This is a genomic window from uncultured Ruthenibacterium sp. (assembly GCF_963558415.1).
In the GTDB taxonomy this organism is placed as follows: Bacteria; Bacillota; Clostridia; order Oscillospirales; family Ruminococcaceae; genus Ruthenibacterium.
The window spans coordinates 1-11974 of record NZ_CAUWGY010000071.1; the positions used below are offsets into that span (position 1 = coordinate 1).

Consider the following 11974-nt stretch of genomic DNA (forward strand, 5'->3'; position numbering starts at 1 on the left):
TGTCCACACACGACACGGTGCGCGCCATCACGGCCATGGCTGGTGAGAGCTGCGAAGGACGGGACCGGTACTGGCAGAGCGGCCGCCGTCTGACGCCCGACCAATACGAGCGCGGCCGCCGGATGGTGGTGATGGGCTACGCGCTGATTTTTACGCTGCCGGGCATCCCCAGCATCTACTACGGGGACGAAATCGGCATGCAGGGTTACAAGGACCCCTTCAACCGAGCCTTTTTTGACTGGGACAGCACCGAGAACCGCATTCGGCCGGCCCTGCAAAGGCTGGCGGCACTGCGCAAAAACTGCTCGGCTTTCGCGGATGGAGAATTCCATCTTCTGCGGGCTGAAGACGGCGTTCTGGAATTTGAGCGCCGCGGCGCATCCGCTGTGGCTGCGGTGTGCCTGAACCGCTCGCCCAGCACACTGACCACCCAGCTTCTGGGCCAAACCGTGACCGTGAATCCTTACGATTTTGCGGCCATCACCCAATCGCGTTAAACAAAAAAAGCCTCCTGTTTTCACAGGAGGCTTTTTTGCGTTCTCAGATGCGCGGCGGGCGCATACACTCTAGGCGATGCGGGTATTTTGCACGGACGAGAGCAGCGCCCCGTCTGCGTCGTAATATTCCAGCGTCAGCACATCGCCGGTCTCGTCCAGACCCATCAGCAGATAACCGCCATCCGTCAGCCAGCCCTGGACTTTTCCGTCGATCAGCGTGCCAAGCGTATACGATTCTCCGGCCACCAAATCGGACGTGACCTTGAAGGTGTTGCCGTTCTCATCGGTCCAGCTTCCCCGCACGGCCCGGGCCAGAGAAGCGGTGTCCTCGCCGTCCGCCTGCTCGTAGCAATAGGCCAGCATCGCGCTCAAATCGTTGAGGCTCATATAGTAGACGTTTTCCGGCTCCTCGGTGAGGTAACAACTATACCCTACGAACCAGACATAGTTCTGCCACTGCTGCACGGTGAACTGGAACGTGGTATCTCCCAGCACTGCGGTGATGTCCAGATAGGCGTCCACCTGCAACTGCTCGTCTTCCACCACGTCCTCGGTCACTTCCAGCTTGTCGAAACCTAAGGACATCACCTGGTACAGCGACAAATCATCGCTGTAAAACATTTTGCTCTGTTTGAACAGGTCCAGATAGCTGCCGGCGGTGGCATCACCGGGAATATAACCGTTGATGTAAGACTGGTCGTACTCGGTATACTCGTCGAAAATCTCCCCGACCTTTTGGCCATAGCCCACGCCTGCGCTGTCGTCATACGTGAAGTCTTGGTTCTGGTCGAACGGCTGTTGTTCAATTGTTTGGAGATTGCGGAACACCATGCTAAACACAAGCCCCACCAAAACCAAACTCCAAACGCCATAGCTTGCGATCAGCCCCAGCATGGCTCCCACATGGGAATTGGTGGGTGGCACACCCTTTTGAAACTCGCGGTAAGCACGATTGAACGTGGCTCCGTTGTAGATGGCAACGATCAGTCCCAGCACCCAGCAAATTGTACTGCACAGCCAGGACAGCACCACCGGAGGACCGGACAAAAGCGCCGAACCGCCGTTTATGACAGCCTGCAGCTCTCTGCCGGCGTACAAACACGAAAACAATTGTCCAATTCCCAGCACCACCAGCCACGGAAAATACAATTTCCAAAAGCGCGGCCAGAATCCTCTGTACAACGCATGAAATGGCCCCAGGAAAAATGCCGCAAAATTAAACCTGCCGGAACTTCCGCCGGCCATGGCCGCAAATTCCCGCGCATAGTACGGGTCGGGCATGCGGGGCGCCGGGCCGGGATTGGGCATCGGGTTCTCTGCCAGAACCGGCCCCATCGGCAGCGCCATGCCGCACCGGGAACAAAAACGTGCTTGCGGCGGCAACACTTCCCCACATCTTGGGCAAATCATAAATGATTCCCTCCTTCGAGGTTTGAATTCTTTTTTTCATTATAGCGGGATGTACAGGGCTTTTCAAGGAAATCCACCCCGGCGGGAAAAATGCGCTGCTTCGCCCTAACGCGCCGGGCTCATAGCGGACTCGATTGAGAGGCAAGGATTTGTAAAAACGCCGTTTTTGGTCAAACAAAGCCAAAAAAGGGTTTTTTTGAGCTTTGTATTTTTCCATGGGATTTGATACAATAAGGCTGTCGACAAAAACTTCGGCAGCGACGCAGTCGAACAACCTGCAAGGCAGGAAAACGCCGCGCACAACGCGGCAGAAAGGAAGAGGATTGTTATGGATTTTTCTCCCCTGTCGCTCATTTGGCTGGGACTGGCCATTGTGTTCGGCATACTTGAGGCGACGACCGTTGCTCTTGTGAGCATCTGGTTTGTGGTTGGAGCCGTGGCCGCTCTGATCACTTCGCTTTTCTTCACTTCGTCTTTTCTTGTACAATTTTTTGTTTTCGTGGCCGTGAGCGTCATCAGCCTGGCTATTAGCTGGCCTATGATGAAAAAGCGCCGCGACGTGCAGCCCGTGCCCACCAACGCGGATCTGAATGTGGGGCGCATCGCGACCATCATCGAACCGGTATCCCCCCATCAACCCGGCCGCGCCCGACTGGACGGTGTGGACTGGACTGCAAAAGCATCGGTCCCGCTGGAAAAAGGGCAGCTATGCACCGTGACCGCCGTGGACGGCGCCACACTTACCGTTGAACCCCTGCACGGCACGGCCGCCGTATAAAAAGGAATCTCAATTTAAAGGAGGAATATTGTTATGCTTATTGTTCTGTTGCTCATCGTGCTCATCGTCGTGTTCATCATCATGAACATCCGCATCGTACCGCAGTCCTATCAATATGTGGTGGAACACCTGGGACGCTACAAGACCACCTGGGATGCAGGCGTCCGATTCCTGGTCCCCTTTGTGGACCGGGTCGCCAAAAAAGTATCTTTGAAGGAACAGGTGGTGGATTTTCCCCCTCAGCCTGTGATCACCCGAGACAACGTGACCATGCAGATCGACACGGTCATCTTCTTCCAGATCACCGACTCGAAACTCTTCACTTACAACATCGAGCGGCCTTTGTCCGCCATTGAGAACCTGTGCGCCACCACCCTGCGCAACATCATTGGTGAAATGGAACTGGACCACACCCTGACCAGCCGTGACGTCATCAACACCAAAATCACCGCCATCCTGGACGAGGCCACCGACAAGTGGGGCATCAAGGTCAACCGGGTGGAAGTCAAGAACATCATCCCGCCCGCCGAAATTCAGGACGCCATGGAGAAGCAGATGAAGGCCGAGCGTTTGAAACGTGAAGCCATTCTGATTGCCGAGGGCGAGAAGACCTCCGCCATCACCAAGGCGGAAGGCGAAAAGGAAAGCGCCATCCTGCGCGCCGACGCCGTGCGCGAGCAGCGCATCCGTGAGGCACAGGGTGAAGCCGAAGCTCTGATGACCGTGCAGAAAGCTCTGGCCGACTCCATCAGAATGCTGAACGAGGCAGACCCCTCTCAGAAGGTTTTGACACTGAAAAGCCTGGAGGCTCTGCAGAAAGTGGCCGACGGCAAGGCAACCAAGCTGATCGTGCCCAGCGAGATCCAAAACCTGGCCGGCCTTGTGGCCAGCGCCAAGGAAATGATGACCATGGACGAGACAAAACGCTAAACACAAAGGAGCCGCATCCGGCATGCCGGATGCGGCCCTTCGCTTTTTCGTCTGTTTTCGCGGTACTTTCCAAATGAAAAATTGTCAAAAAAGTGCATTGCCAAACTTTATGGGATTGAGTAGAATAAGAGTGTATTTTCATAAATTATTCATAAATTCACTTCGATATATCGCCGGCAATAGGGGCCGGCAGTTTCTAGCGGGCGGCCGTAAATCACCCGGCTATCGAAGCGGCGTTGGTATGCCGTTTTGAGGCGTGGGTCTGTAAAGTGCCCGCGCCTTCTTTTTTGCGAAATGGGGCGTGTCCCCTTTTCGATATACGATTTATTTTTCTTTTTTACAGGAGGAACAATCATGGAAAAATTCTTTCATCTGAAAGAACATGGTACCACGGTGAAGACCGAAGTCATCGCCGGTATCACCACCTTCCTTGCGATGGCCTACATTCTGGCCGTCAACCCCAGCATGCTGGGCGCAGCCGGCATGAACACCGCGGGCGTATTTGTGGCTACAGCTTTGTCTGCTGCTTTCGCTACGCTCATCATGGCTTTCTGGGCCAACTACCCCATCGCGCTGGCTTCCGGCATGGGCCTGAACGCCTACTTTGCCTACACCGTATGCGGCAGCCTGTCCGCTCAGGGCATTGAGAATCCCTGGCGCATCGCTTTGACCGCCATCCTGGTGGAAGGCCTCATCTTCATCATCCTGTCCGCGTTCAAATTCCGCGAGACACTGGTGAACTCCATTCCTGAAAACCTGAAGTACGGCATCACCGCCGGTATCGGCCTGTTCATCTCCATCGTGGGCATGGAAGGCGCCGGCATCGTGGTCGCCAATGAAAGCACCATCGTGGGCCTGGGCAACGTGGGCGATGCCAGCGTGGCTCTGGCTTTGATCGGCATTGCCATCATCGGCATCATGCTGTTCTACAACGTCAAGGGTGCTATTCTGTGGGGCATCCTGATCACCTGGGTGCTGGGCATCTTTGCACAGTTGACCGGCTGGTACACCGGTGCATCCGTTCTGCCCGATTTCACCAACAACAGCTTTATGGCTGGCTTTGCGGGTCTGGGCGAAATCGCCTTCAAGTTTGACTTCAGCTATGTAGCAGGAAACCTGGTAAACTTTGCGGTCATCGTGTTTGCCTTCCTGTTCGTGGATCTGTTTGACACCGTCGGCACCCTGATCGGTGTGGCTGCCAAAGGCGACATGCTGGACAAAGACGGCAAGCTGCCTCGCGTAGGCCGTGCGCTGATGTCCGACGCCATTGGTACTGTGGCTGGCGCCTGCATGGGTACTTCCACCGTTACCAGCTACGTGGAATCTTCCGCCGGTGTGGCTGAGGGCGGCCGCACAGGTCTGACCGCTCTGACCACTGCGGTTCTGTTCATTCTGTCCATCTTCCTGGCACCTGTCTTCCTGGCGATCCCGGGCTTTGCCACCGCTCCTGCGCTGGTAATTGTTGGTATGCTGATGATGAGCAGCGTGTCCAAAGTGAAGTTCGACGGCGATATGGCCGATGTGCTGGGTGCATTTGTGGCCATCATCATGATGCCGTTTACTTACTCCATCGCCAACGGCATCATGTTCGGCGTGCTGGTTTGGCTGGTGCTGAAAGTATTCCGCGGCAAAGCCAAGGACATTCACCCCATTATGTGGATCGTGGGTGCGTTGTTTGTGCTGCGCATCGTGACCATCGTTCTGGGTGTTTCCAGCTAATTTCTGATTTGAATTTTGCAAAAAGACGTTCGGCCAACTGGCCGGACGTCTTTTTTTCGTTCGGATGCACTTTTGATACAAAGCGTGCTACAATGAAGGCAGAACAATGGACAAGGAGTAAAAACATGGACCCGATTCTGATTGTAGAGGACGAAGCCGCCATTGCGGACCTGATTGCCTTGACTCTGGAACACGCGGGCTGGCCCTGCCGCATCGCACGGGACGGCCAAACTGCGGCGGACTACATTGAAACCGGCCGATGGTCTTTGATTCTTTTAGACATCATGCTGCCGGGCTTTGACGGATACGAACTAAAGCAATACATCGCGGATGAGACGCCTGTGATTTTCCTCACCGCCCGTATCGCCGTGGCCGATCGGGTAAAAGGCCTGCGCATGGGCGCCCAGGACTACATCTGCAAACCTTTTGAGCCCGAGGAACTGGTCGCCCGAGTGGAGGGCGTATTGCGCCGCACCGGGCGAGGCAACACTGTGTTGCAGGCTTTTGGGGTCGTTTTGGACCCTGTGGCTCGTCGGGTGCGCAAAAATGGCACCGATGTATTTCTGACGCCCCGGGAGTACGATTTGCTGGAAGTATTTTTGCGCAACCGGGGTGTGACTTTGTACCGGGATGCCCTGTTTGAACGCGTCTGGGGAGAGATGCCCGAGGACGGCAGCCGCACGCTGGATTTGCATGTACAGCGTCTGCGCAAAAAACTGGGCTGGCACAACGAAATCAAAACACTTTATAAAATTGGATACCTTCTGGAGGAGGGATCGCCTTGAAGCTGAAATGGAAGCTGAGCCTGAGCCTTCTGGCTGTGACGGGAGCGCTGTTTTTACTGGGTGGGTACTGGATGATCCAGCAAAATTTTTCCGCCTCGATCGAGGATGCCGTACAGCGCTTTTTGGCGTCCCACACCAGCCAACTGGAACAGATCGATCTTTCTCTGGCCCACCAGGATTCGATTCAATTGCAGCAGGCAGGAGTCGACGCCTCTGTGGCTGCGCCGGACGCAAACCTTGCGCTGGTGGACACAGGCTACGCTTTGCATTTTTCCAATTTGCCCCAAGTCATTGACAAAATGGACTTGTACGCCGCCGTAAAAGCGGCTGACACAGGATACATCTACCGGTCTCACGGCGAACAGACCTGGTTTCTCATCGCCAGCGCTCTTCCAACGCAACCGGACGTATATCTGGTCAGTGTCTTTGAAGTGACCAATCTGTACGATGAGCGCGCCGCTCAACTGCATCGATTTTGGCGTATTTCCGTTGTACTGCTGGGAGCCGTGGCCCTTTTGACCTTGCTGATCACGGGAGCGGTACTGCGACCGTTGAAACGGCTGCAAACTGCGGCGCAGCGCATTGCCGGCGGCGTGTATGGCGAGCGAACCGGCGTTGGGGGCCAAGATGAGGTAGGCGCTCTGAGCCGGGAGTTTGACCGCATGGCCGAAGCCATAGAGGCCCGAGACCAGGCGCTGCGGGAAAACATCCGCCAAAGAGATGACTTTGTATCCGCCTTTACGCACGAAGTGAAAACGCCTATGACCGCCATGCTGGGGTACGCCTCCATGCTGCGCACCCGGGACGTGCCTCTGGAGACCCGACAAAAGGCGGCTGACTACATTTACCACGAGTCCAAGCGCCTTGAGACTTTGTCCCGCCGGCTGATGGCCCTGATGCGCCTGGGCGAGGAAAAACTGGAACTGGAGCCTACGCCGCTGACCGGCATTCTCAACGATGTGCGGGCTGCGGCCGTGGGGCTGGCGGATGTGCGGGTGCTGGGACCCGACGGCCGGGGCCTGTACGTGCTGGCAGACCGGAGCCTTGCGGCGGACCTTGTGTGGAACCTAGTGGAAAACGCGGCCCATGCCTCTCCCAAGGATGGGTGCGTGCGCATTCACCTCACAGAGGGCGCCGACTGGATAGAGCTGACCGTATCGGACACGGGCCGGGGCATCCCCGCCGAGGAACTGCCTCGAATCACCGAACCTTTTTATATGGTGGACAAAAGCCGTTCCCGCTCTGAAAACGGCAGCGGCCTGGGTCTGGCACTCTGCAGCCGCATTGCCCAGCTCCATGGCAGCCGTCTTGTCATCGAAAGCACCCTGGGACAGGGAACGTCGGTGCGATTTTCTCTGCGAAGGGAGGCGGTCCCGTGCAAAGAGCAAGACTGACCTTCGTGTTGAGTTTGCTGTGTGTACCGGCGATTTTGGCCGCGGCGTCAATTTTGCCCTGGTTGGCCATGAAACAGGCCGACGAAACCCGCCTTGAAACCGTACATTCCCTTTCTTCGCCCATTGACATCGGCGCACCGGATGCCGGGGCCATGCAGATCCCACTGGTTCGTGAGCTGTACCAAATCTCTCTGAGGCACGACGGGGAGCCCTTCCAATCCTACGCGATCCCAGAGGGTACCGTTCTGCAGGAAGGGCAACTTTCCGATGTACTGGAACCTGCACAGATTCTTCTGGATGCGCTGCCGTCAGATCTTGCCGGACTTTTGGACTACACAATGGACCGCTCGATTCGCTCCCGCGTGGACGGCACGGAAGTGGGAATGGGATTTTTTCGATGGAATGCTCAATTTTATGTAAATTCTTCCTATTCTTTCGCCGATTTGAGCGTGGTCGTTGCCCCGGATGGCAGCACCCCCGTGTTAATGAATTTCTACATCAACGGAGCGTATCCGATGGAGCCCCCTGCCCCTTTGGAGGATCCGTTCGGCACTCTGCAAGATTTGACGGAAGTGCTGGGTCTGGATGCGCTGGACTGGCAACCTGAGCAGCAGTATTCCTCAAATGACTGGTGGTGCATTCGCAGCGAATCGGCTCATCTGAATCTGGTTTTACACCTGCGGGTCGTGGACTCTTACTCGTATTTTTTGGACATTGCCCTAAGTTCGGTTCCATGAGTCATGGTGTTTGTGCAAATGAAGGAAGTGAATCCTATGAAACGTTTTTTCGCAGCTCTGGCATTGGCGGTGTTGCTGTCGGGGTGCGCCCAACCGGCACCTGCAAGCTCGGCTGCCTCGCCCCAGGCGCAGCCTGCAAAAGAATGGAGCGTATTCCCGCTGGGGCCCGCCAGTGCTTTGACCGAACAGGGCTTTTACAGCACCGATGTCATTGTTGAGGACGGCGCCTCTGTGTTGACCTTTTACGATTTTGACCAAATGGCTCAGCGGGTGGTGTGCGATGTACCCGACTGCAGCCACGACAGCGATGCATGTCCTGCCTGGAAAGCGGGCAGCCATCTCTTTCTGCTTGGCGACACGCTGCTGTCCTTGGGTGGTCCCACAGACGATGACTACGATTACATCTATCTGAGACGCTACGATACCGACGGCCACCTAGTGGGTACCCGAACGGTGCTGGCCGGCTGGGAATTGGCCGGCACCTTTACCGACGGACAATTTTTGTACGGCTGCATCGATGGAGATTTGCTGTATCTGGACCCGGACAGCGGTCTGGAAACTGTCATCCGGCGGAAATTTCTGCCCAGTTCGTACTCTCCCATCGGCACCATAGAAAACCAAATCATGTGGAACGGCACTGACCCGGAACAGCCCACCCAGCAAGTGCTATACCGCATGGAGGACGATTTTTCCCTGACAGAATTTTTCAGATACGACCCAAGCGAGGTCAACTTGCTATGCATCGATCATGACCATTTGTACTGGGCCGACATGGCCACCGGAGAAATAAAAAGCACCGACGCGGACGGGCAAACGCAGACATTGTCAACGGCGCTGAGCCAGTACATCTTTACGCGACCCGAGGACGGCTGGTGCAGCGTACAGAGCTGGAGCGGCCAGGTGTTGGGCGAAAAACTGCTGGTGGACGTGCTGATCGAACAGACGGATCTGGCATCCACCTGCTTTGCGATCAATTTTTCCACGGGCGAAGCCACGATATGCACCCTGACCGACTACTGGAACGGATATGCCCATCCGGTGGCCATCTGGGCCGAAACGGACCGGGGGCTGCTGGTGAGCCAGCACGAACCGGTGATGCGCACTACCATGGGACAAGACGGTTGCTTTGCCACTTTTGAGAGTTCCCGGACCCTGTACGGATTCATTGACGCAGAAGACTTTTTCGCCGGGCGACCGGAGTATCGGATGATTTCCTCGATTTCCATTTGAACGGAGGCATTTTTATGAAGCGGCTGTTTTGTGTTGTTCTCGCACTGATGCTGGCCGGCTGCACACCGGCCGCCTTGGAGCACTCCTCTTCGGTGACGGAACCGACGCCTGATTCGGCCGCTTCGAACACAGTCTGCGTTGAAACAGCGCTCACTCCGGCCGGGTCCACCAATTCCATGGGATACTTTTCCTTTTATTACAATCCGGTCAACCAAGCGGTTGGAACGCAACTGGCCCGATGGGATTTTGGGGACATGACCATGCACATCGCCTGCTCGGCGCCGGGCTGCAACCACATTGGCGAGACCTGTGAGGGCCGAATAGGCGGCAATGCTTTTTTGGTGCTGGAAGACGCCGTTTACACGCTGGAAAACGGACCTGACGGCGAGACGTACACGCTTTGCTGCCGCCAGGCGGACGGCACGCATCCCCAAACGGTGGGCACCGGGGGACAATGGATCTTTATAGGGGCAGACGAAGAATTTCTCTATGGTTTTTGCAACGACGCCTTTGGACGGGTGAGCCGGACCGATGGGACTGAGGTCTTTCTGGCCCACGGCGCACAAGCGGATTTTTGCGATTTTGGCCGGGTGCTGGGAGTTTGGAACAACCGTTTTGTGGCCGTGAACTGGGACCCTGCACAAACCCAGCCTGTGCGCATCTGCCTTTTGGGCAAAGACGGCAGTGTGACCCAGACCGCTCAGGTGGATGCGGACCGGTTCTCCAGCCGCAACTGCGTACTCATTGCAGACCAGGTGATCTACTTTGACCTGCTCACCGGAGACGTGATGGCCGTGAACGTGGATTCTGGCGAGACACAAACCGTCACCGGTGCACTGCGGTCTTGTACCGCTTTGGGAGAGGAGCACTCTTTTCGACTGCAAGCGGTAAACGGCCGGCCGATCGTGTGGGACAGGGACATTGTGGACGGTTATCTTATGGAGAGGGTCTTTCTTGTGAACGAGGAAGGCACGGCGACCGAGCTGACGCAGCGCCAGGAGTGGCGGGACTATGACCCGGCCCTTGCAGACACCTATTACGTCTACTATGCGCCCAGCAAAGAGCCAGCTCCGGTGCAAATGGTGGCCCAATGGAAAGACAAGCTGGTGATAAAGCGCGCGCTTCAATTTTACACCTATGAACGGGACGGCGCGCCTGCTCTGGGTTCCAAAGACGTATATGCGCTGATGAATGCCGAGGACTATTTGGCGGGCAAAGAAACTTATCAGGAATTCACGATTTCCCAATGAGAGGAGCGTTTTTATGCGGCGAATTTTTTGTGCAATCTGTCTTTTAGCCCTGCTGGCAGGCTGTGCACCGGCTGGTTCCGCTGCGCCTTTGGCCGAAAACGAATCCTCGGCTGTGGCCGAGCCCCTGGCCTTGGTAAATCAGAGCACAAACGGAATCGGTTATTTTTCTTTGTACTACGATTCGAACTCGTCCAACCCCGGCACATTGCTGACCCGGTGGGATTTTGGGGACATGACCATGCACATTGTCTGCTCCGCGCCGAACTGTGACCACACGTCGGAAACCTGCGAGGCGCGGTCGAACGGGTATCCTCTGGTCGTACTGGAGGACGCCATCTACACATTGGAATACGCCCCGGATCTGGAGCTGTATCCTTTGATGGTTCGTGACGCGGACGGCACGCATCCCCGACAGGTGGGTGCTCTGGCATACTGGTTTTTTGTGGGAGCGGATGCAGAGTATCTGTACGGCTTTTGTGACGGAGCCTTTGGCCGGGTGAGCCGGACAAACGGCACAGAGACTTTTTTGGCCCACGGGCTTCAGGATGATTTTTTTACGTCCGGGAAGGTGCTTGGAATCTGGCAGGACCGCTTTGTGGCCATCAACTGGGACATTTCCAGCGAACAGCCTGCGCGCATCTGTTTATTGGACCGCAGCGGAGATGTGACCGAGATTGCCCAAGTGGACCCGACTCATTTTTGCTATCCGATGTGCATTTTGATTGAAAACGAAGTGATGTATCTGGATCGCCCCACCGGAGATATTGTGGCCATTCATTTGGAAACCGGCGAGACGCGGACCGTCACCCAGGCGCTGCGGTCCTACAACGCCTTAGAAACACAGGACTTTTACAAAACCCAGCGCTGGTATCTGCAAAACGTGCAGGACCACCCCATCGTCGAGGTAACGGATTTTGTAAACGACTCTCTGCAGGAAACCGTCTTTTGCGTAAATGAGGACGGTTCTGTGTCCGAACTGCCTCAGCGTCAGGAAATGCGGGGCTTTGACGAACAACTGTACAAAGACTACTACAACACAAAAGACGCGCCGTTGACGGTACTGGCTGAGTGGGACGATCAACTGGTAGTGAACTGCGCTGTTCAGTTTTCCACCATAGACACCGTGGACGGCCCCGTGATGAACCCCCAAAGCGTGTACGCGGTGATGGACGCCGAAGACTATCTTGTGGGCAAGGAAATTTACAGGGAATTCACTGTTCCCGACTGAGAGGAGAAACCTTTTA

Annotated in this window: 11 protein-coding genes and 1 riboswitch; of the genes, 10 read left to right on the forward strand and 1 reads right to left on the reverse strand. The window is 55.9% G+C overall.

What is annotated here, in order from left to right:
* The coding region (locus AB5H98_RS10515) for an alpha-amylase family glycosyl hydrolase (RefSeq protein WP_367925855.1) at window positions 1–497 on the forward strand (497 nt) is incomplete at its 5' end.
* Window positions 498–566: 69 nt separating this feature from the next.
* On the opposite strand, the gene AB5H98_RS10520 is transcribed toward AB5H98_RS10515, so the two are convergent.
* Window positions 567–1907, reverse strand: a complete 1341-nt coding sequence (locus AB5H98_RS10520; protein ID WP_367925856.1) for a zinc ribbon domain-containing protein — start codon at window positions 1905–1907, stop codon at window positions 567–569.
* A 328-nt stretch (window positions 1908–2235) separates the two neighbouring features.
* Here AB5H98_RS10520 and AB5H98_RS10525 point away from each other — a divergent pair, with 328 nt between their 5' ends.
* From AB5H98_RS10525 to AB5H98_RS10565, 9 genes are all read left to right on the forward strand, one after another.
* On the forward strand, window positions 2236–2685 hold the full coding sequence (locus tag AB5H98_RS10525) for an NfeD family protein (RefSeq protein ID WP_367925857.1): 450 nt from the start codon (window positions 2236–2238) through the stop codon (window positions 2683–2685).
* A gap of 33 nt (window positions 2686–2718) precedes the next feature.
* A complete protein-coding gene (locus tag AB5H98_RS10530; protein ID WP_367925858.1) occupies window positions 2719–3615 on the forward strand; it encodes an SPFH domain-containing protein in 897 nt (298 codons plus the stop codon).
* Between the two features lie 143 nt (window positions 3616–3758).
* Window positions 3759–3860: riboswitch (purine riboswitch) on the forward strand.
* A 109-nt stretch (window positions 3861–3969) separates the two neighbouring features.
* Window positions 3970–5334 (forward strand): NCS2 family permease, encoded by a 1365-nt coding sequence (locus tag AB5H98_RS10535; RefSeq protein ID WP_367925865.1) that lies wholly within the window; start codon window positions 3970–3972, stop codon window positions 5332–5334.
* 125 nt (window positions 5335–5459) lie between these two features.
* On the forward strand, window positions 5460–6119 hold the full coding sequence (locus tag AB5H98_RS10540; RefSeq protein ID WP_367925859.1) for a response regulator transcription factor: 660 nt from the start codon (window positions 5460–5462) through the stop codon (window positions 6117–6119).
* Window positions 6116–7513, forward strand: a complete 1398-nt coding sequence (locus AB5H98_RS10545; RefSeq protein ID WP_367925860.1) for a sensor histidine kinase — start codon at window positions 6116–6118, stop codon at window positions 7511–7513. The genes AB5H98_RS10540 and AB5H98_RS10545 overlap by 4 nt, the downstream gene beginning before the upstream one ends.
* Window positions 7495–8250, forward strand: coding sequence for a hypothetical protein (locus AB5H98_RS10550; RefSeq protein WP_367925861.1), 756 nt, complete (start codon window positions 7495–7497; stop codon window positions 8248–8250). The genes AB5H98_RS10545 and AB5H98_RS10550 overlap by 19 nt, the downstream gene beginning before the upstream one ends.
* A 36-nt stretch (window positions 8251–8286) precedes the next feature.
* Entirely contained in the window at window positions 8287–9480 is a 1194-nt protein-coding gene (locus AB5H98_RS10555) for a hypothetical protein (protein ID WP_367925862.1), read from the forward strand.
* Window positions 9481–9494: 14 nt separating this feature from the next.
* Window positions 9495–10730 (forward strand): hypothetical protein, encoded by a 1236-nt coding sequence (locus AB5H98_RS10560; RefSeq protein WP_367925863.1) that lies wholly within the window; start codon window positions 9495–9497, stop codon window positions 10728–10730.
* Window positions 10731–10743: 13 nt separating this feature from the next.
* Window positions 10744–11958 carry a membrane lipoprotein lipid attachment site-containing protein gene (locus AB5H98_RS10565; RefSeq protein ID WP_367925864.1) on the forward strand — a complete coding sequence of 405 codons (1215 nt, stop codon included), beginning with the start codon at window positions 10744–10746 and terminating at the stop codon, window positions 11956–11958.
* Window positions 11959–11974 lie beyond the last annotated feature (16 nt).

Excerpts from the sequence above, each read along its gene's own strand:
- AB5H98_RS10520 (WP_367925856.1), bottom strand. The coding sequence starts at position 1,907 with ATGATTTGCCCAAGATGTGGGGAAGTGTTGCCGCCGCAAGCACGTTTT.
- AB5H98_RS10525 (WP_367925857.1), top strand. The coding sequence starts at position 2,236 with ATGGATTTTTCTCCCCTGTCGCTCATTTGGCTGGGACTGGCCATTGTG.
- AB5H98_RS10530 (WP_367925858.1), top strand. The coding sequence starts at position 2,719 with ATGCTTATTGTTCTGTTGCTCATCGTGCTCATCGTCGTGTTCATCATC.
- AB5H98_RS10535 (WP_367925865.1), top strand. The coding sequence starts at position 3,970 with ATGGAAAAATTCTTTCATCTGAAAGAACATGGTACCACGGTGAAGACC.
- AB5H98_RS10540 (WP_367925859.1), top strand. The coding sequence starts at position 5,460 with ATGGACCCGATTCTGATTGTAGAGGACGAAGCCGCCATTGCGGACCTG.
- AB5H98_RS10555 (WP_367925862.1), top strand. The coding sequence starts at position 8,287 with ATGAAACGTTTTTTCGCAGCTCTGGCATTGGCGGTGTTGCTGTCGGGG.
- AB5H98_RS10560 (WP_367925863.1), top strand. The coding sequence starts at position 9,495 with ATGAAGCGGCTGTTTTGTGTTGTTCTCGCACTGATGCTGGCCGGCTGC.
- AB5H98_RS10565 (WP_367925864.1), top strand. The coding sequence starts at position 10,744 with ATGCGGCGAATTTTTTGTGCAATCTGTCTTTTAGCCCTGCTGGCAGGC.